This is a genomic window from Pseudoalteromonas sp. PPB1, from assembly GCF_015356275.1.
Classification (GTDB): Bacteria; Pseudomonadota; Gammaproteobacteria; order Enterobacterales; family Alteromonadaceae; genus Pseudoalteromonas; species Pseudoalteromonas rubra_D.
In genome coordinates this window covers 100,484-122,014 of record NZ_JACEQV010000017.1, presented here as the reverse complement: position 1 = coordinate 122,014, position 21,531 = coordinate 100,484, and the positions used below count along the sequence as shown (strand labels likewise).

Annotated in this window: 14 protein-coding genes; 1 reads left to right on the top strand and 13 read right to left on the bottom strand. The window is 45.3% G+C overall.

Features of this window, described 5'->3' with window-relative positions; translation table 11 throughout:
* Positions 1 to 631: 631 nt before the first annotated feature.
* From IY568_RS17005 to IY568_RS16980, 6 genes are all read right to left on the bottom strand, one after another.
* Positions 632 to 1,522 carry a sterol desaturase family protein gene (locus IY568_RS17005; RefSeq protein WP_194868197.1) on the bottom strand — a complete coding sequence of 297 codons (891 nt, stop codon included), beginning with the start codon at positions 1,520 to 1,522 and terminating at the stop codon, positions 632 to 634.
* Positions 1,523 to 1,524: 2 nt separating this feature from the next.
* A complete protein-coding gene (locus IY568_RS17000) occupies positions 1,525 to 2,124 on the bottom strand; it encodes a hypothetical protein (protein WP_194868196.1) in 600 nt (199 codons plus the stop codon).
* A gap of 266 nt (positions 2,125 to 2,390) precedes the next feature.
* A complete protein-coding gene (locus IY568_RS16995; RefSeq protein WP_194868195.1) occupies positions 2,391 to 2,969 on the bottom strand; it encodes a TetR/AcrR family transcriptional regulator in 579 nt (192 codons plus the stop codon).
* 531 nt (positions 2,970 to 3,500) lie between these two features.
* On the bottom strand, positions 3,501 to 4,298 hold the full coding sequence (locus IY568_RS16990; RefSeq protein WP_125562561.1) for a dermatopontin-like protein: 798 nt from the start codon (positions 4,296 to 4,298) through the stop codon (positions 3,501 to 3,503).
* Between the two features lie 804 nt (positions 4,299 to 5,102).
* Positions 5,103 to 5,837 carry a zinc-dependent metalloprotease family protein gene (locus tag IY568_RS16985; protein ID WP_125562563.1) on the bottom strand — a complete coding sequence of 245 codons (735 nt, stop codon included), beginning with the start codon at positions 5,835 to 5,837 and terminating at the stop codon, positions 5,103 to 5,105.
* 11 nt (positions 5,838 to 5,848) lie between these two features.
* A complete protein-coding gene (locus IY568_RS16980) occupies positions 5,849 to 6,571 on the bottom strand; it encodes a hypothetical protein (protein ID WP_194868194.1) in 723 nt (240 codons plus the stop codon).
* A 689-nt stretch (positions 6,572 to 7,260) separates the two neighbouring features.
* Between IY568_RS16980 and IY568_RS16975 the strand changes: the two genes are divergently transcribed.
* On the top strand, positions 7,261 to 8,124 hold the full coding sequence (locus tag IY568_RS16975) for a hypothetical protein (protein WP_194868193.1): 864 nt from the start codon (positions 7,261 to 7,263) through the stop codon (positions 8,122 to 8,124).
* A gap of 134 nt (positions 8,125 to 8,258) precedes the next feature.
* Here the strand turns inward: IY568_RS16975 and IY568_RS16970 are convergent, their stop codons facing one another.
* The 7 genes from IY568_RS16970 to IY568_RS16940 form a co-directional block, all read right to left on the bottom strand.
* Entirely contained in the window at positions 8,259 to 10,787 is a 2,529-nt protein-coding gene (locus tag IY568_RS16970; RefSeq protein ID WP_194868192.1) for a TonB-dependent receptor plug domain-containing protein, read from the bottom strand.
* A 183-nt stretch (positions 10,788 to 10,970) separates the two neighbouring features.
* Entirely contained in the window at positions 10,971 to 12,038 is a 1,068-nt protein-coding gene (locus IY568_RS16965) for a hypothetical protein (RefSeq protein WP_194868191.1), read from the bottom strand.
* 60 nt (positions 12,039 to 12,098) lie between these two features.
* Positions 12,099 to 13,577 (bottom strand): internalin, encoded by a 1,479-nt coding sequence (locus IY568_RS16960; RefSeq protein ID WP_138538423.1) that lies wholly within the window; start codon positions 13,575 to 13,577, stop codon positions 12,099 to 12,101.
* An 11-nt stretch (positions 13,578 to 13,588) separates the two neighbouring features.
* Positions 13,589 to 14,446 (bottom strand): GEVED domain-containing protein, encoded by an 858-nt coding sequence (locus tag IY568_RS16955; protein ID WP_228553409.1) that lies wholly within the window; start codon positions 14,444 to 14,446, stop codon positions 13,589 to 13,591.
* A gap of 9 nt (positions 14,447 to 14,455) precedes the next feature.
* Positions 14,456 to 15,703, bottom strand: coding sequence for a hypothetical protein (locus IY568_RS16950; protein ID WP_194868190.1), 1,248 nt, complete (start codon positions 15,701 to 15,703; stop codon positions 14,456 to 14,458).
* Positions 15,704 to 15,751: 48 nt separating this feature from the next.
* A complete protein-coding gene (locus IY568_RS16945; protein ID WP_194868189.1) occupies positions 15,752 to 17,800 on the bottom strand; it encodes a Hint domain-containing protein in 2,049 nt (682 codons plus the stop codon).
* 82 nt (positions 17,801 to 17,882) lie between these two features.
* Complete coding sequence (locus IY568_RS16940; protein ID WP_194868188.1) at positions 17,883 to 21,194, bottom strand: M4 family metallopeptidase; 3,312 nt, start codon at positions 21,192 to 21,194, stop codon at positions 17,883 to 17,885.
* Between the last annotated feature and the right edge of the window lie 337 nt (positions 21,195 to 21,531).

The window sequence follows — 21,531 nt, the reverse complement described above, 5'->3', positions numbered from 1 at the left end:
GATGAGGACTTTGTTGTAATCGCGCCAGTTGGTGATACGCTTTGCTTTCAAAGTTCAGTCTCGGTGTTTGCTTTTGAGATCTGATCACACAAGACTAAATTAGTTCAATGATTTAGGAAACAACGCCGTGGCGACTCGCAATGATTACTCGCTTGAGCTTGTTTAATGCTTGATAAAAACACTAAACAAGAAGAGAAAAACAGGAGCTTTACTATTTTTTGTATCATGGTTTTAGGTCCTTCAATTCAAGTTTGATGTGTCCGCAAGAACTGGAAAAGCCTCTATAATCAAAAGCTTTAATTAAGAAAGTTTTCATCAGTCCCTGAAAAATCAGCCCTGAGCTGGCAATTGGGCCGTGTATTTTATACCTGAGTAACAGTAGAGAATAAATATTTTATATTGTTTATTGGGATAATTAACGAGCAGCGCCAGAGGAGTATGTTTTAATTTTATGTAGGGGTTGCCTGTTATTTACATGAGACTATGAAATATAAAGGCGAACAGTAAGGTGCTCTGACGAATGAAGTAAATATAAGGCTTCCTCAGGGGGCCATAGCCCTGAGGAAGGGGGTATAGGTAGCGAGTCTGTGTTTCGGCATTACCCTGAACAGATTCACTAACAGGTCTTTGATTATTCTTTGCTTTTCTGCTCTTGTTGCCATGCCCAGATAGGCGGCTTTATCAGTAATTTAAACCTGTATGACCAGCTTGGTGCGTGGATGAGTTGCCTGAATAACTTTGTATATCCGCTGAAAAAGACGGTAAGCGGGTTTACGCTGTTAATTCGTGGAAAAACGCCATATTTTACTTCTGCCTCTTCTCTGGCAAAGGTGCTAAAGAGCCTGTCCCAGATTATAAAAATGCCTGCATAGTTTTTGTCCAGATACTGTTTGTTTGTAGCATGATGTACTCTGTGATGAGAAGGCGTATTGAAAATGGCTTCTATTGGCCTTGGTAGCTTCTTAACGGTTTCTGTGTGTAACAAAGTCTGAAAAACCTGCACGATCACTTCGGCCAGAAAGATGATAAACGGATGAAAGCCCATGAGTGCAAGTGGCAGGTAGAAAAACAAAGGAAAAAACCAGTCCATAGGGCCATGCCGATAGGCAACCGAAATATTGAAATGTGGTGAGCTGTGATGGACGGTATGTGTTGCCCAGGCAAAACCATTTTTATGTAAAAATCGGTGTTCCCAGTAGTAAGCCAGATCGGCCAGTACAATACAGCACAATATGGTCCAGGGAGTAAGGGGTAAGTCTGTAATTCTAAAATTATCGTACACGTAGAAAAACACACCAACATAAGTCAGGGCCACAAGGGCGACCAGTAACATGAATAGCCCCAAAGTCACAAAGTTAGCAACACTGTCACCAAGCAAGTTTTTAGTGAATTGCTTTTTAAAAGCATAGCGAAACATTTCGACGACAAATAAGCTCAGTGCAATCACTAAAAACCACTCATCTATAAAGACTTCCAGCCACCAGACGTCTTCAGCCGACAGGGGCAAGGTCAAATACTCCATGGCTAATCTCCATATTCTATCAGCAGCTCTGAACTTACTATCGCACTGTGTTCAGACAGGTGATGGATCTCAATTACTCTGTTGATTGGTCGGCGGTAATCTATATTTTGCCAGGCATGTGCAATATCCTGATTGCTATATTTTTTTCTGGGTAACAGACGTTCATATCTTGCCGCGCTCAATGTTACTGACTGGTTTACGGAGGACAGCGTATCTACAGAGTAACCTATGGTTATGGTGGACTGCTCAAAGTTTGCCGAAAAGTCACGATAAAACACGTAAACAGCTTTGGGCTGCTTTGTCAGTTTTCGATTCAATGACGTATCTGCCTTAAAGTCCTGCCAAAGTTGCTGTACCTGACTGGTTGGCATAACGGCTGTAGTACCGGAAATTACCAGTGTATTCAGGGCAACCAGTGGCTTCTCGCGTTGTGTTGATTCTGTTATGGCCCCTGGTACAGCACTTGTTTCCGAAGGCGTTTTATCTGTGGGCGTATGTTGCGCGGAAGAAATGGCCCGGGTGGGCATAGGTTGCAATAAGGCAACGCCCCAGAGTGAACAGGCGATGATACCAGTGACGAGAAGTGAGCTTGCTAGCTTCATATCTAAATCCAAATACTCGGTGATGAATGAAGCATAGCCTAAGTTTTGAACTTTAAATTGTCAATATGAAAATTTACTCTTGTTTGTGATATGCCGGCCGAAACATATTAACCTTCAATGCTGCACCCTGGAAATTTCAATGATCACCTGATAAGAGTATGCAAATCACTGCCCGGTAAATTAGTTCGGTTTGATTTGTTTCAGAGACAAGTTTGTTGCAGGTATAACCCTTGAAATGGATTGTGTGTCACTACAATTTGGCACAGTTATGTGAGTGTTGTGCAAAGTAGTTTAGAAGTCGCTTTCAGTTTGTAGACCTGATCGACCAGAGTAAGAGGTAAAAAAGACTCGGATAGCAGATAGTTGGCATAGATTCCATGCGCAACCAACTCAATTTTATCGTCACTCGCGTGTTCGTATTCATCGCGCAAAACCTGGCAGATAATTGTGATGAATTCATCCATGATGGCTTCCTGGTCTCGCTTAACGGGCGGCAGGCGTTTTGCTTCTGAGAATATCGCCTCTCCTATAATTGTTGCATTGACCCGCTCGCTAGAGCCTACAGTAAACAGAGCGTCTATAATGGATTCCGTTTTGTTTTTTGAAGGTAGCCAGCATAACAGTTGCTGCCATTGCTGCGAGTACCGGGAGCGTAATCGGGCACTCAGTGCGCATATAATATCATCACGGTTGCCAATGTAGTGGCGTAAAATGGTACGTTTCACTCCTGCCGCCTCGGCGATATTTTCGAGTGATGTCGCCTGGATCCCATATTGTAAAATACAGGTTTCGAGCGCATCCAGTATTTCTTCTTTACGCTGCGCAGCCATGCTTGGTCTGGCCATGCTTTCTCCTCATTCGTTATTTCGGCCACTATACCAACCCCGCTGTTAATTGTCATGTTGAAAATTACAGCGGGGGTTGGTTATGTTGTAAATTGTCATGTTGAAAATTAACTGTTTAGGAAACATGTGATGTTGATGAGTTTGCCCTGGAGCTATTGGCTCGGTTTTGGATTATTGTTGTGGCTGCTTTATGACCTGATAAGGGGGGTGGCTTATCTCTGGCATCCCTATGCACGAGAAGAGCAACCTTATATGTACTGGTTAACTATGTTGATTTGGGCGCTGGTAGCGGCATCATGTTTTGTTTACCCTTATTGGCCCTATGTCTGAGAATAATAAGGATAATATATCCATTAAATGTCGATTTTGTTGGGCTGTGATTTTTGGTTCTTTTATATTTTAATGGTTTTTATAATTTAATAGGTTTGTTTTGTGTGTTTTTTATTTTAGGTTTTCTATTTAATATATCTTAATTTTTTAAAATTATAATAAAAGCAGGCTACTACTTAATGCCTGCGAAAGTGACGGATATTACCAGTCAGATACTGAAGTACAGAAAGACACTGATGTTTCACGATCTTCGTGAGAGTTACTGTGGCGGCTTGACATACCAACTAACGCGCCGTTTGAACCAAGGTGCCATGGTTGGTCGAAGTTAGTTGGACCAACTGTTGAGCAAGTCTCTGCACTCAGAGCGAAACCGCTTGCTGAAGATTCAGCCATAGCAGCACAGGCAAATTTGAATACACGGTCTTCGTGTCTGTTGCTGTGCACGCTGTACATACCTACCAGGAACTTACCAGCAGGACAGGTGTAGTTGAAAGCCTGGTCATATGAATTTACATAGCCAGTCCAGCTTAGAGATTTGCGATACAGGCGAGCACCGGCAGAAGTCGTGTACTTACCACATTCAATGTTGAAGCGACGGTCTTCGCGGCGGTTATCGTGGTAGCTTGAAACTGACTTGATGAACATATTGTTTGGGCAAGTATAAGAAAGTACAGCGTCGAAATCGTTCAGGTAACCAGCGTTGAACGTGCTGTACAGGCGTAACGTACCGCCAGCTTGCATTGTGAAGTCAGATGTTGACAGCGCAGCATTGGGAACATCAGCTTTTAATGAAACAACGCCATATTCAGATACGTCGTTTTGGCTATCGATTAACTCGATAATCTCATCTACATTTTTAGCCTGTGACGCAGGAATTCTGTAGATGCTGTCTCCCAGGTTATATTCCATGTAATTTGCAGCGTCTTGTGCAGCAAACGCGCTTAAAGTAGTGAAAGATAAAAACAGGGTTGCAATTTTTCCAATAGAACTAACTTTCATCTTTATAATCCTTTCAAGGTTTAATTTAAGGTGATTCATTAGAATCGAGATGTATTTGATATTTAGGCTGGTAAATTGTCAATTTTATTTTTATTAACGTTGAATTTCTTTTTTATTTCAATGGTTGTTTTTATTTTGCAAAGTGGAATTGTTTTTTGTTGAGGATAGTTGGTTTTATATTTTTGTGACGACTGTTTTATAAGCAAATAAGTGCCGATGAGAGGCAGTTTATTTTGCTATCTTGATTAATTACTTGATAGCTTGTACGCAAATAGTGAACAACTGAATAAGCTTATTCTATTTTGTTATATGCATATCCTGTTCAAAGGCTACTGTGACATCAGGCACAAGTAAGAAAGTGCGGCTTTGTAAGATCCGACGATGTGAAGAAAGTAAAAGGAGTGGGGCATGCTCAATGCGTGGTTTGATACGAGTGAGTTCGGAGTGTTCATTCTGGCCCAGATGGAGTTGCGGCCAACGTAAGCCATACAGTTCGCCAGCGTGGCTTTATTTGGTAATATGTGGACTTAAACTAGCCTTCTCAGAGTCGGCCTTTACTGCCACCTGCTTTATTCGTAAAGAGGTCGATGTTTTCGTTGAATATCTAAATGAACCTGTTGATGCTCGACGGTCTTTCACTATATTTGCTCTGCCATATTAAACGGTTTCATCACGTATAGATACGAGCCCTGTTGATCTCTGGCAATAGCTTGTTAGCCTGTACCCGCATTTCAACCAAAAAACAAAAAGAGCGCTCGCCGAGCGCTCTCGTTTCATTTGCCTGATAATAGTGCAGGCTGTTTGCTATTTCATGTTAGCAATGTCGTCTTTTGTTGCATTCACTGTTTTCCAGGCGTACGACTCGCCTACAACACCGAAAGGATAGCCGTTCGCTGTCCAGTTAGGGTTTGAGAAGTAGTCATACTGAGTTGCGCTACCAAAGACATGTGGATACGCCATGATGCTGGTAAATACATTATATACACCATGTCCCATGCCATCGTTGTATACACCACCAGATGTGTCACCCTGCCTGCGAGCATGCGTTAAACCCTGATTGTGTCCTAACTCATGCACAAAGGTAGTTGCACCGCAGTCTACAGCAGTAATGGAGTACATCTTATTGACCTGAGACGAGTACAAATTACCATTGCTGCCCTGACCAACCCAGGCGATACCACAGCTAATTAGGTTGCTGCCTGCAGATGAACCAACACCCAGTAATGCAACCATGTCAGCATTATTTGCATCACGATATTGTGCAATGGATGCGCTGTCCGTTAGTGCATTTAACCAGTTTTCGTCAGCGGTTACCTGCGCACTGCCGATAGAAGCTGAAGCAACCAGGTTAAGTCTTAAGTCAATTTCGTTTTGGCTATAAACCTGATTTGAAAATGAGATCAGCTGGTTAATTTTCGTTTGGATGTTCGATGTATTGGCAGCTGCTTCATCACTATACAGGATAGCAATATCGATTGTGTTGGCCTGAGTTAAACCTGAGGCCAAGGTGAGCGCCGTCGCTAAGATTGCTTTTTTCATATTGATTTTCCTTACTTCTTACTTGTTGTTTGAGTGTTGATAGGCGGGGAAAAGAGATCTTTAGCCCCTTCTGCAGGCGCACGCTCTTGAGGTGTGTGCTCCACATGATTCTTATATAGATCGCGTTTTGCGGCTATCCAGCCATGTTTGCCATGTGATTCAAATACATAATTGCCAGAAGGGACTGTGAATTGTCCGTAAATGGCGTCATTGCCCACTGTCATCACTGAGTTATGGAAGCGATTACCTGAGCCAGTTACTTTTGCAAAAACACTTTTGTCACCGTTTGGAAATACATCTACCTGAGTGACTTCTGCGCGATGCATTTCGGTGGTCTGTGGAATGGTTAAATCAAAGGTATCTCCAACTTCCAATTGCTGCATGGCTGCCAGGTTGAATTCGACATAGGCTTCTTCACTAATATCTTTTACCAGCACGCCCGCTTCTATTAATACTGCTTTGGCGTCATCAGAGATTGATGCTATTTCTCCAATATCCAGCGGTGTTCGCTCCACGTCCTGGGTGATTTCTTTTGTTGTGCTTAAAGCAATTTCTATTTGGGGTTTGGGTGAACTTGAAACAACTAGAGGATCTGCCTTAACTTCGTTTTTATTCACTATTAACGCATCTTTTTGCACAGTGGGGGCTTGTGCAATTTCCGGGTTAGATCCAGAAAAAAGCCAATATGATACAAATATCCCTATTAAAATAAGTGAAAATGTCAGTTTATTCATTTTTTATTCTTCGGTTGGCTGGAAGGAAAGTGAATATAATTAAAGTTAACAAATGTGTCAATTAGGTTGCAAAAATCTTTTGTTGTGATCTTTTTGTTATGATATAACGAATTATAATTGCCGATAATGAATAAGTATTAGTCAAAAATCAGCGTGAAAAACAAGCAATAAAAGTACTTTATTGCGTCAAGCTGAATTGACTAATGCCATGTATTTATTGCTTTTTTATTTTTTATAAAGATGCCCATGAAGCTCGGTCTATTTATCTGTACCGATTATTGTGGCTGTTTTTAACGAGCTGAAGTTAAGTATTATTTACCCCGGTCAAGGAATTTACTCTCATGTGAGATATTAATGGGCTTAAAAATCAGCTTGGTGGAATATGTTATTCATTTTTATTATATCTGTGATTAATGCAATTTGTCTCAATCACTGACTGATTACCACTGATCATAACCCCTGAAATAGTAGCGGCACGAGATATTTTATTCTCAGTATGGCCTCTTATCTTGATGTAAGTATTAATTTTGGGAACTGCTTCTTACTCTTGATTGAAATCAAGGTTGTAAAAGTCTCAACTTGTTAAAAATGTTGTGAAAATAATACTGGCTAGATGGTGGGTGCAAATATATTGCTACTTTTTGGTTTCATTTGTACCTGAGTCTGCTTGAACCTATAGGAGTAAGGAAATGAAAAAAAAACACATAGCACAGGCTTTAATCATTGCGACCACTACTTTGTCGTCGGCAGGGGTGTTGGCAGAAGGACATACCAATTCACCCGTGCGTGTTGCCATTGACCATCAGGGCATACCTTATGTGCAAAAAGACGACTCATTTGGTGCCTGGCAGCGACAAGCGCTGCCTTATGGACAAAAAGCGCTGGCGGCTTCTGGTGGGTATTTCCATTATCACTTTGGTACGTCGCCAGAAGATCCTGGCTATGCATACTATGAAGGAGCGACATTCAGTATTTCAGAAAGTGGTAATGCATTCAGATATCAAGATAACAACTGGCAGCCTGTGACGGGTTGCTGGGGCGCAACAGATGTGAGCTCATTCACAGTGGATCATGTTTACTGTGTCAACGGGGATGGTACTTTAAAGAAATTTAATGATGCAACGGAAAATTTCGAAGGCCATTACCGAATCAATAACGAAGTCATTACTAAAATTGATGTTGCTTTGGGTGGGGTAATTTGGGCGATTACTGAAAGTGACAGGCTGTATAAGTTTAACGGGGTAAGTTGGGAGCAGCAGTCAGTTGCGTGCGGAAATCTGTGTACACTTAAAGACATTGCGGTAGGAAGCGGTCAGGTTTATCTCGTTGCCAGTGTGTATGGCAGCAATGACGGCCCGCAGAGTGTGTATACATTGAAAGAGGGTGAACTAGTTAAGTTTGGTGCCTTTTATAATATTGATGTAGACAGAGAAGGGGTGATCTGGGCTATTTCAAATTACACCCGCACAGTGTTTTACAAGCGCCCGGGTATGAGTGAATTTGCGGAAGATATGCAAATGAGCCAGAGGGTCTCATCCAATATTGGTGGATGATAAGCCCATCTCAGTGATGGTAAGCATGGGTAAATGCAGAATTCTTTAGCCTGCATAAGCGATGTCTGCAAAGCGCGCCCCTGCATATCAGTGCTGAAAGACTAAGGGGTGGTGATGACCACCCCTTTTCATGTTTAAAAGCTAAAGCTCACTTTGGCGTAATACGTCATGCCATCAAAGCCATAGGGCAAGGCACGCAGTGGGTAGCGCATCGCACCATTGGTGATGAAGTTCAGTACTTCGTCTTCGCCCAGCTCATCTGGTGTTTCATCGAACAGGTTATCAATACCGGCAGAGAGATTGATCTGCTCGGTTAGCTGATAGCCCATGTTAACGTCAACCAGAACAGCCGATTCAACCACGCTGGTTTCCTGCCAGCTGTTGGTTGGAGACAGAAAATCAGGCAGTTCGATGTGTCCGCCTGCAAAGTAAGTGACCTCGGTTTTGCCAAAGTAGTTAAAGCGCAACAGAGCATTCCAGTCGTCCTGTTGATAATCAAAGGTTAGCGTTGCGCGTTCTCTTGGCTGACCATGGGTCAGGAATGAGCGTCTTTGTTGATCAAGGACGATGCCTTCAGGGATCCCCTGTGGAGCGTTCACTTTATCGATTTCTGTTTTATTCTTGTTAGCAGCAAAGGTGATATCCAGCTCTCCACTGGCGATTGCCGTCGAATAAGAAGCGATGAAGTCAACACCTTGGGTGGTTGAATCCAATGAGTTAGAGAAAAAGTTGCCTTGAACTGCACCTGTCGCGGTTAATGCCGTGTTGGCTGCCGGGAAAGCGTCCAGTTCATCACTGTCGACGCCAATGAAGCTACCCAGGTTAATCCGATCGTAAATCTTGATCTGATAAAAATCTAAAGTAACGGAGAGATCACTGCTGACGTCCCAGGCCAGGCCCAGGTTATAGTTGTCTGAAGATTCCAGGTTCAGGCCATCTACGCCCAGTGCGGCGGGGAAAGGTGAGCCTGCGGTTGCTGTATAAGAGGTTGCCAGCGTGCCGTCTCCACCTAAGGTTGTTGTAAACGCTGTATAACCGGACTGTTGTAATGAAGGGGCTCTGAAACCGGTCGATGCTGCAGCGCGCACTGCCAGGTCTTCAGTGAGTTCATAGCGGGTTGCCAGTTTCCAGATGGTATCATCGTTGGAATCTGATACATCTTCATAGCGCAGTGCTGCACTGATCAGCCAGTCTTCATTAAGCAGTGTTTCAGCTTCAATATACAGGGCATGACTTGAGCGCTCTGCTTTATTGGCTGCATCCGGTCTGAGTCCCTGGTAGGCCTGAAAGCCACAATCGGCAAACACTTCTGTATCAATCACTGAAGGAAACGAGCGGTCAGCGTTAGATAAGCCGCACGCATAAGACGCCACCTCACCAGGTACTATTTCATAATTTTCTTTACGGTACTCTGCACCTACAGACAGGTAAACCGGCTCACCGCCTTCGATATCAATAATACCGCTGATATCCAGGTTGGTGGTCCATTGGTCGAACCTGAAGCCACCAGAGTAGCCGCCTCTGGGTCCAGCGTTATTAGCGATGTCTTGCGCTGAAGCTGTTGGGTTATTCGCCAGGTACTCAGCCGCATAAGATGAATTGATGGTGTTGGATGACGAATAGTCGTACTGGTTTTCGCCGTATACACTGGATACATCGAATGCCCAGTCTGGATTGATATCGCCTTTTAAGCCGACTGCAAACGACAGGTCTTGTGCTTCATTGTCTATCCTCGGCAGGAAACCGTCCGGATACACTTGCGGTACGTTGCGCTCTGCACGGTTAAAATCCCGATAAAAGCCGTTTCCTAAAGCGGTCCGATTTGAGAAGCCGGCAAATGAATACAGCTCTTTATCGCCTACAGGCAACGCAGCGTTATAGAACACAGAGATAAACTCACTATCAGAATTACCCTGCTTCCAGCGTACATCATCGGATAAAGTGCCCGGTGCAATGGTGGAGGATCCGCCGGTATCGCGTTCGGCCCGGTTGGTTCCATCCGCATCACGATATTCCAGCGAGACATTGATAAAACCTCCCTGGCTGCCCAGCTCAAAGCCTCGGTTCAGACCCAGAGAATAGGTATCACCATCGCCTTCGCCAGTAGAGCCTGCCTGAACAAATCCCGTGGTCACGCCTGTACTGTCGTTGAGCGACAAGTTGATCACGCCGGCAATGGCATCAGAACCATAACGTGCCGCGGCACCGTCTCTTAGGATCTCGACATTTTTTAATGCCATCATCGGGATAGAGTTCATATCTGTACCCGCAGCGCCAGCACCGACTGTGCCCGATAGGCCAAATATCGCCTGGGTATGACGACGTTTACCATTGATCAGTACCAGGGTTTGGTCTGGCTGCAGTCCTCTCAATGTTGCTGGACGGAACAGGTCTGAGCCATCAGAAACCTGAGTTCTGCTGAAATTAAACGACGGTGCGATGGCTTGCAGGCTTTGCCCGAGCTCAGTAAAGCCCCCTTTATTGAGTTGGTCAGTATCCAGAATATCAATGGGTGAAGTGGACTCGGTTGCTGTCCGGTTTGAAACTTTAGAGCCCAGTACAGAAATGGTCTCGATGTTTTGTTCGTTTGATTGTTCTGCCATTGCGGCGGAGCACGCAAAAAGTGCCAGTGCAACTGGCGAAAGTTTTATGGTTGTTGTCATCACTTACTACTCTGTTGATGTTGTTTATTTATTTTTTGTTTATTGAGCACGACGTTGACATAAATCAATTTTGAGTGCAATCGGATTGGACTAAAGTCGAATAGGGTTTTTTCAGTATGAGGGGAACTTTTGACAAAGTGGCCAAACGAGTTAGCCACTTAAGCAGAGTGAAAGGAGTCTGATTTACTGACCACACTGGCTTAACCAGGGTGAAGTCAGACAGGTTTGACGAAGTATTTCGGCATCGTTGAGGGCTAATTGAGCGGCCTCAAATTGCGCTTCCAGTTCCGGCTTTTCGGCATCAGTCGCGACGCTTAAAAAGGCCTTGGTACGCTCTAGATGCCTGACTGCTTCACCATACTGATGTTCAGCCCATCGCCAGTTCGCTTCATATAGGGTATTGCTCATCACTGATTGCCAGTCAGCTGCGCCGTAATGGCCGGAGTCCTGATAGCTCTTCACCACGAAACTACGCGGAACTTTATCCAAATCAGCTAAATCAACCATCAGGCCATTCGGGTCGAAACTATAAGCCACCAGACTTTCCAGGGTTTGCAGACAAGGAGTGATGTTGCCGCCCCGGCAGTAGGTAGGTTGCTCATTAAGTTGCTGCTGCAGTTTAGCGGGTAGCGGGCCGTTGGAATTGACATCGACACTGAATACCGCATTTTCGGCATATTTTTCGATTTCTTTGACCTTGGTAATGGTTTTTTTAAAGAACAACAAACGGATCTTTATTTTGATGACAAATCGCTTGTAGTCTTCCTCTGTTCTGAAGTGTAATCGGGTGTTAACGAACAGATCGCGCCCATAGTTGACTTGATAAACAAAGTGGCTGCCACAGTTTTTAAGGTCTACGCCCGGCCTTACTTGGCGGTTTTCTAACGTACTGTAGCCCTCTTCAAATTTAAGATGTAATTGCGACGTCAATGTACGTTGATCCGTCGCGTTTCGGTGTGTCATTGAGGTAGATACACTGCCCGCGATAATAAATAAATTGACACCACCATGTACCTCCCCAAACGTACGACGTTTGATAAAGGTTTCATCGACGCGTTGAAAGTAATCGAGGCTGCCACTTTGCTCTGAGTGTTGTACTTGTGTACCTTGTAGACAGGCATCGCTAACTTTGTGCATGACGGGATCAAATGCTCTGCCAAGATCATTTGCCCCGACTTGCTCACTGTAATAAATCTGGCCATGCGCTGCGAAAGTACAGCTCAGCGCCAGTATGGTAAAAAAGCTCTTCATATCCGCTCCCTGAATAGAAATCGCAATGTGCATAAGCACATTGCGATTAAGTATGGCAGGTTATTGCGCAAATGCCGTACCGTAAGTGGTCAATGCGCCCTCACATAAACGCCAGTTCAGGATCCCACGGGCGGGCGCTGTGACGTCGATGAAAGTGGGTGCCCAACGTAAGTTTCTGAAGCGTGCACTGTCTTCTTCACTGACCATTCCGGCTCTAACCGCTTCCTGGCGTGCAAGCTCACATTGCTTCCAGTCGAACTCATCACTACTGGGTAGTTGAAGCTGAGTGACATCGTAAGCCGCAGGGCAGGCATTACCGCGTTGTTCGCAGGCAGTTTTCATTTCCTGTACCTTGTTCTCACAGGCATAACCAAAAGGGTTATCACGGCAGAATTGAGCGGCGTTAAAGAAGAACCAGGCATTGTTGTAGGCCAGATCTTTGATCCGCTCGACGGCTGTGCGCTGTGCTTCAGGTAAATACGCGTAGTAGCTGTTAAGCAGGTTCTGGGCGCGTTGCTCATCCAGAATGGCCTGTTTGAAGTCATCTTCCAGCTCACTGATCAGCCATTTCGTGGCATTGCGTACAATCTGATACTCAGGTACCAGTGCGCGTAAAGGCAACGATGAGTTTTCATAACGAGTAGTGTAGTAGCGCACCACATTGTAATCACTCAATGAATTAAGCTGCTGATTAAATCCACTTTTAGCGTACTTCACAGCCTCATAGAACATGTCAAAACAAGGCGTTGGATTATCAAGTGAACAGGTAATAATGTTGTTGGGGATAATCGTCAAGAGCTGTTTAGGGTCTCCGCCATGCTGGATAGCACGTACAGTGATCTTAACCGATGATTTGACTTCATCCTTAAGGTACCTGAGCTGACCACCGACGTTGAACACCCCGCCATACAAGTCAACATCCAGATAACCGCCAATGTCCGACTTATCCTGGTTACTACCGTAATCTATTTTCAGGTTAACGAGCACGTTGGCACCGTATTCAATACCTGTGACAAATTCATCTCCGATCAGTGTTTGCAGCTTGGTTTGATGATTGTTCGCGATATCCTGACCGGCTGCACTTAACGCGTAACCCGTGTTTTGATCTTTAGGCAGAAACAAGCGCTTTTTCGGCGTGCTGGAGGCACTAAAAGTATACGAGCTTGAGTAAGAGCTGGAAGCCATTTCTTTTGCCAAAGAAGCACCTGCCGAGACCCTTACTACCGGGAAGTTTACATCTACATCGACACTACCATTGAGTGTATTGAGCACATCGTCATAGCTCATATCAATGCCGGTTTTAAATTTAAGCTCGGTATTGCCATAGCTTTCGTCAATAACGCCTGCAACGGGTTGGACATTTAAAAAGCGTTTTTTCTGGCTATCATAGGCGGTGCCTATTGCCACGTGATCATTGATCAGGCCTGAGATCACAGAGCCTGACACTGATGAGCTAGAGATTTCAGCACGAGCTTGCTCATCAGCCATGCTGTGTCCTGCAAATGCTATTGCAAGTACAGGTAAATAGAGTGATTTCATATCATCTTTCCTTAACGAACTGTGAGCATATAGTCTTCAACTTCACCATACTGAATGTTGGTGCAGGCATTGTCTGAGCCGCCTCCCGCATCCAGCGCAACGCGCATCAGAGTGACACCATCGGGCGTGTTATCAGGGACTGATAGGGTGAATTTCACGGTATTGCCAGTAGTGCTGCTGTGTACCAGTTCATTGCTATCAAACTGACCGTTGTGGTTCCAGTCAATCCAAACGCGAGCTGCCAGTAGCGTTGGGTAGTTGGGGTCCAAAAGACCCGGTTTGATCTCGACACTGGCATCGCGATTTGCTCGCAAATTAAGGACCTTGCCAGAGACCAGAGTATGCGCAGTACTTCCTGAGGCATGAACAAAGTCATCTATTTTAATCTGCTCTATCCATTCCCATTCGTTGTCGTAACTATTGTTGGCGCAATATTTATTTGCTAACACGGTCGTTTTAAGTGCAACCGCTTTGTATTCCGGGGGCATAGTGGTACAAGCCTGCTCCTGGCTTGTGCCGGCATACCAGCCGTAAGGGTTCGTAAAGTCTTCGTTGGCGAAGGTTGGGTATTGCGCATTACCAGCTGCTAGCGCAGCATCCGACAGCCAGAGTTGTTTGAGCTGATTGAGCTTTTCTTCTTTACTGATGATTTCGCGGGAGTCATACATTTGCTCCCACATTTCGACGAGTAGCCCGTCGTAACATTTTTTCAGCCAGTCATAACGACCCTTAGCTTCTGCCACAGTTAGCATATCGCCCAGTTCGTTAAAATTGGCTTCTTCAATCGTATTGGCTGATACAGTGCTCGCGGCGAGTGTGAGGCCACAAAGCACAGCAGCCTGAGATAATCTAAATAACGTATTCATCATTGCGTATCCTTACTTCAAAACATCACTGTAGGCACTGTAATCGCGATAGTAAGCCAGGTTGGCGGCTTCGTAATCGATGCAATAATTGCCCTCTGGGTTGCGCTCACAATAGTCGACCAGATCAGCAAACAGGTTTGCGTTAGCCCGACTCGCTGTTTCTATTTCCGACAGTTGATTCAATTGCTCAGCATTAAACTGAGATGCATAATAGCGTTGCAGGTTTTTAGCTCGACGATAGGTGAGACGTTCCTCAATCCAGCGTGATGTCAGCTCTTTGACCACTAATTTAGTGAGATAGTTTATGGCTTCGTATCCCTGCGCCGGGATCAATTGTTGCAGGTTGGAACCTGAATCCAGGTACCTTGCAACATAGGTGTCTGTCACATTGTAGTCATCAAGTGACTGGAACTGATTGATATAATCGGTCTTTAGATAATTGACTGCGGATTCAAACAGGTTGAAGCAAGGTTCAGGGTTAAGCAAAGTACAGCTCATAATCCCATTTGGGATGATTTGCAGCAGACGGTTTGGATCGCCGCCACTTTGATAGCCACTGATGGTAATTTTGACTGACTGACGCTTTTCATCGTCCAGTTTCTGAAGTTGACCGTCGACTTTGACCTTACCTATCCAGTCTACGCTCAGATAACCGCCAATGGTGCGCTTATCGCTCTCGTTGCGATAATCAATTTTCATATTGATCACCACATTAGAGCCATAGGCAAAGCCCTGAATAAACCCATCACCGAGGTTCGCTGCTTTATTACCCGGATAGGCTTGGGCTAGGTCTAAAGCGGCTTGTGTAGGCTGGTAGCCTGCATCGGTTACCGGCATAAGGATCCGGGATTTTGGTTTCACTGATGAATACACGGTGTAGGTACCAGTGTATCTGTCGGCGCTAATGTCTTTAGCATAGTTGGCACCAGCATCAACACGTACTGCTGGGAATTTGAAGCCCGCGTCAACTTTTCCATCGATCAGTTTTAATGCCTGCTCGTAGCCCAGGTCCACACCCACACGAAAATCAATGTTGGTATTACCAAGGTGCTCAACGGTTTGGCCATCCACTGACTTTAACCCCAGCAAGATGTCGCCTTTACTTTGATAGGCTGTACCTAGTGGTGCCAGGTCAACGACATTCGATGTGGCTGACTGTCCATGTATTTCACTCAGCTTGGTAGGCAGAGGGAGTGATGTGGCAAACGCAGGCAAAGTCGCACAGGCCAGTGTGACTTGAATGAATTTTGCATAGTTCATGTTTGATCTCTCCATGAGAGGCCCACAGGGCCTCTATTCGCTTGAACCTTAGTCTTTAAGGCTATTTAAGTAATCCTGGTGCCAGGCTTCAGGAAGGTTGTTAAGTACATCCTGAGTGGTAATCTCACTGTCAGAGAACTCATTATCTCCTTGCATTGCCAGGTCACCGACCTGTAGGCCGTTTGCAAACATGGTAAAGGTTTCGCCAGTGACGTGTGTGCCATCTGAATCGGTGCGTTTTAGCTTGAGGTTGTAGACATTGTCGTTGTATTTCACTTCCTCAATGGCGGTGATCATCTCAATACCACTTTGGGTGCGGATTTGGTCACCCGCTTTTACTTTGTTAGCCCAGGCTGACAAACCTGATACGGTGACAACGGGATGTGATTCGGTCAGTAGCAGTGTTTTACCAGACGCGGTGGTCAGCTTAACCATTGGTATCAGCTCAACCCCAACTGAAATGTCTTCGATCTCAAGTGGAATGTGTTGATCTGGTGCAAACTGGCTGGCACCCAGCACGGTATCACCCACACTGAGTTGCTCAATGGGTAAATGCTTACCATTGGCCAGCGTGATCAATGAACCTTTGGCCAGACAGCTATAGACTACTTGCATTGGTGGATGTTTGATGTCTTTCCAGTTACTTTCTGGCATATCTGAGCTGCCGATCACATAGGTGAAGTGACGTGTCATAACGCGCGGACCACGCTGTTGCTCTACTTCAACAGCCAGGTTCATGATCCAGTGCGCGTCTTTGTAGCGGCCGTACAACATAGCATCACCGAATACGCCCATATTTCTTGGAATATTCCAGGACATGCGTGTATAAGGATAGTCAATACCACCTACATTCTTGACGCCTTTTTGCAGCGTGATGTAGTCAGAGAACAGATTGATTGCGTCAGACGCTTTGTAGTCATCTCCGATGCGTGACGCACCGCCACCTTCACGTGTTTGAATATAAATCTCAGAACCATAATGCAGTCCATCTGGCTTGTCGGTGATGGGCTGGCCCTGTGCATCTTTGATTAATGACTTGGTACCGGCACCTGTATTTGGATCATAGGTGACAGCCACCTGATTCCACTCAGGGGTGTAGATTTTTGTGACTTCACCCATCACTTCACGGAAACCACTGAAAGGGATAAGGAGCTTTAACTGGTCATTCGGTGTGCCATGGGCGTACATTGCCTCGTAGTCGCAGTCGTCGTATTTACGATTCAGGCACACTTTGATGCGGTTCAGGCTTGGATCAGCCTCGTTACGCTCTTTGACGTCAACCGGGTGTGTGATTTCATTTTCCAGAATGCTGGTGGTGGTGCGGGCATAGCCGTCAGGCAGAGTGGTTGCTAAGCCAGCTTCTGCGTTGTTCAAAGTGGCCATTTGCGCCATGGCGCCATTGGTTTTGTATACACCCAGGTCAGCCAGCAAAGTTTCCGGTGAATATTCAATGACGGAAGTCCGAATTTCAGTAACGGTCTGGCCATCTGCTCCTTCGTATGACACGGTTACATAGGCATCAGCGAAAATACGCTCTGAGTTAATCAACTTGGGCAGTACATCTTCCATACGACCAACGGAAGCAACACTTACGCGTTTTTGTGGTTCGTCGGGTGTGCCCTGGCCAAAAAACTCGTTGAAGCTTGGCATGACCAGCTCTTCACCTTTTTCATTCATCAGGGTCAGGTCGATATAGGTGTAGTAAGTAGTGCTGAATTCACTGTTGACCGCGGTTAACACCAGGTATTCCTGACCATCTTTGCGGGTCATTGAGCGAAGGCCCATATGCTTGAAGAATGAGCACAGCTTGCCTGTCTGACAGTCGGTGGACTGCGACGTTGACATGATACCGGCCATTGCTGGTTGGTTGGCTTTACGATTTAGTGTTTCTTCCAAAGATCGAAATAAAAACGGGCGATTTTTTTCTGTAATGCCGTGTCTCGCAAGGCGTTGCTTGGCTTGCTCCAATTCACCGAGTTGCTGAAATTTGACGATTCGCTCAGGGAAACGCTCGGTTTCTGGTGTGATGGGTGCTGAAATAGAAGCAAAAGAAGCTCCTCCCAATGCAGCGGCAACTGCTAGGCTAACCAGTTTCATACAATTTTCCTTTTAGTTTATTTTAAAAAGGCTCGTAGATAGGGCGAACCCTACCTACATAACTGCGAGCACAAGGTGTTAATTACCATCTAGTAATTTTGAATTGAATGTCTTCAACTTCTCCATAAGTGAAGGATTTACAAGCATCCTGCTTTAGTGGGTGTTGAGGGTTTTCCTCAAATTTGGCTCTCAAGGTAAACAGTTTATCTCTGCTCACCCAGGGCAGGCGGATGATTTTGCTTGAGGTGACACGGCAATACTCAATCCCATCTGCCCGGGAATGACAATCAGTGGTGTAGTAGTCATAGTTGTAATCATTACTGCCATTGTGACCTTCGTCTTTACTGAATGTGTCGTCGTGATTCTTATCCAGCCAGACAGTAAAGCGTGCACCAATCTGATTGTTACCATATAGATTGTCTATGGTGGCGCGAGGCAGGAAATTGGTCGAGCCAACAACCGTTAGGTATGAATTATCGCTGCGAGAGAAGTCGCTCAGAGCTGTAAAGTTATATCCTGACGCGTTATATCCGGCTACGCCAGTCACCTCATGCAATACCGTGGAGTAGTAATTGAAAGTCAGTTTGTCGATGTACAAGACTCCTGCATTGCTCGGGTCGGTAATACTGGCACTACAACTTGAAACCGGTTGCAAAGTTAAAACCTGACTATTGCTATCACTGTCACTACCATCCTGATATCGGGTGGTCAGGGATACGTTGAATGTCCCACCATTTTCGGGAAACTGGATAACCGGGTTTTCGTCGCTACTGGTTTGATTATCAAATCCAAACTGCCAGCTATAACCAGGCTGTTTGGCCTGATTGGCGGTACTGTTGTTAATGAATTTAACCTTATTCCCTTCTAAAATTTGATAGCTGAAGTCGGCAATGATAGGCAGGTTAGGAGAATCAGCATCGATCATCACATCAATGACCTGGCCCGCATCCACCACACCACAACTATGAATGTAGGAGTATTTGTCATCTGAGATGGCGATTCGCATCAGACCGATCCCTGCTGGTATACTGCTGTTGAGTGAAAAAGTGGCGCTATTACCTGAAATAGTCTCGTTGCCGATGAGCTTTTCGGTATAGGCGAATTCTCCATCTTTGTCTGAATCAAATAGGACTGTGAGCTTTTTGCCGCTGAGATCTTTATCAAAACCCAGCGTGTAGTTACGTTTGCGAGCCAAAGGAATTCGAGAGCCGACCTCTGACGTATATTCTCCAATGATATTACTGATTTCATGGGTAGCAATGCTCAGACTGCCGGTATGTACCTGAGGAGAGTTTTGATACGGCGGACAGTTGACGTCAGCCAGACGGCTAAAAAAGTGTCTATAAGCTGTTTTGGTATTGTTGTCACTGAACTGAACTTCTACGGCTGCGCGTGCCAAAACATTGAGTGGTAACGCGTGTGATTGCTGTAAAAAAGGATAAATTGGCTGATTATCACTCTTGCGCCAGGTGCTGCTGGTGCCATCGCCCCAGTCTGCATGGATTTGCGCTATGGTGTCGGTAGCCAGGTGGCTGATGTCGTAGCTTACTTCGTTGTAGCTGAAGCGCGTATTGGCGTCTAGCGTAGACAAATTGCTGTCTGCAACAATGCCGACGCCCAGCAATACGTCACTCACATCAGCTTTACGCTGATCAGCATTCTTACCGGCGATTTCAATGAAACCGGTTTGTTCAGTCAGACAGTAGCCGTACTCATCCATGCTCATGTTAGGAAACATACATCCGGCTGTTTGAGCGCGTAAGAATACTTTAAAGGCATCCTGAATTGACCATTGCTTGGTTTTGACCAGTTCATAAAAGGCTTTGCGTAGCACGCCACCATTGGCATGTTCTGTTTTTCCGGTCGAAAAGTCAGCCACATGATCGATACTGGTGCCGTCCCAGGATGGCAATTCATAGAAACGTACGCCCTGATCGGCATAGATTGCATCCCAGCCGAACCACCATTTGCGATTCTGGCCATACTGACCCGCCTGCTCAGTAAATTGTTTAGTAAAGTATTCCGACTGACTGTACGCGCCGCTGGCCTGATTTTGGAAGTAGTCCATAACCGCAATGGTCACCAAGTCTGAGAAGCCCTCGTTAATGGCACCATCTACACCTTCAGCACCAATGCCTGAATTCCAGTTGGTGATGGCGTGGCCGATCTCATGTGCAGCAATACTTAGTGTGGCTTGTGAATAGAAATAGTAACCATCACCTGAACCATAGTTGACAAATTCGCCGTCCCAGAAGGCTTTGTTAGTACCAAATATGGTATTGCTATGTACTTTTTGTTTAAGCGGCTTAAGGCAATACCCACTGGTTGAACAATCTGAGGACTGATTTGGATATAAGTGTGCAAATTGATTATGAAAATACTGCATGACCACACCTGCATTAAAGTGCGCTTCGCTGGCATGGCTATAGGTAAACCAAGTATCGAAGTTACCGGTTACTTTGGTCGCATCGAAATTTTCATTTTTTTCGCCACAGGAGTATGACACGGGACTTGTATCTGAGTTTCTGGCATCAAAGGTGCTCAGGTAGGGGTTCTCAAGTGTGCATGAATCCAGTTCTTTTTTGACAATCAGGGGGTATCCGCCAAATTGGGCGAAAATCGCATTGGGATTGGCGTCAGTAAACAACAGGCGTTGCCCAGTTGGCGTAAATTCATCGTATTTATATGTTGTACAGGCTTGCATGCTGTCAGGCTGTGGTGAATAACAGATTGCGCCCAGTTTATCGTTGCCACCTATTCCGCCTCCGGGGACAAAGCTACTATCCAGTACTGTGTTTGCTGAAACGGTTTCTTTTGAAAAGAAAGAGGCTCTGGAGTGATGGCGGATCACGGTGCCCTGAGCGCTGTCGACAACCAACTGCTCCGCAATACCCTGGCGATTGACCTCGATCACTGTCACATCAAGTAACTTACCATTTACAACTAAATAAGCCGCGGTTGATCCACGGATTATCGTGTGATTGTCCTGATAATGGCGTGCAACGCTTGCTTTGAGATCTGGCTTGAGAACAGTGGCCTGCTTCGTGAGTTCAACCTGACCACTGAGCAACTTGCCCATGCTCTGGATAATATTGCCATTTATATCTCGTGCAATGACCAGCTGACTATCAAGAATAGGTTTGCCCTGATAGTAAGCCTGATAGTGTTCGTACTTTGGCTGGTCACCTACGGCTTTTTCTAGCCGATAGGTCAGCGCAGTACCTACAAACTGAGCCTTAGTGTTCAGAGAGGTGTGTTCTGATTGAGCCGCTGTCGGTAACTGTGACCACAGGTGCTGCTGATTTAATAGCGCTTGAGATTCGATAGAAGCTGCGGCTTGTGTACTAAACAAGGTAACAGCTCCGGCGCCAAGCACTGCGCTGAGGCGTGTCATAAATAATCCTTTTTTGTTGCATTATTGGTGTTTAATAGAGTTAAAACTCTCAATTGCTCATCAAGTATACAAATTAAATTAATTGTTGCAAATGTTTATTTATTGTTTCTTTTTGCGGGTTTTTTAGTTGGTAAGGGTGGGGTTTTATGTGTTGGGTACGAACTTTTGTATGGTTTTGTTTTTGTTGCTCTTTGTAAATAATGGCAGGAGACATAATTCGTTTGTTGTGTTTTGGGGTACAGCTTGTGAGGAGGTGGATTATTTAGTTCGTGGCTTATGAAGCCATCGTTTTCTCAAGCGGATTAGGCTTAGTGCGGGGCTGATAAATGGCTCTGAC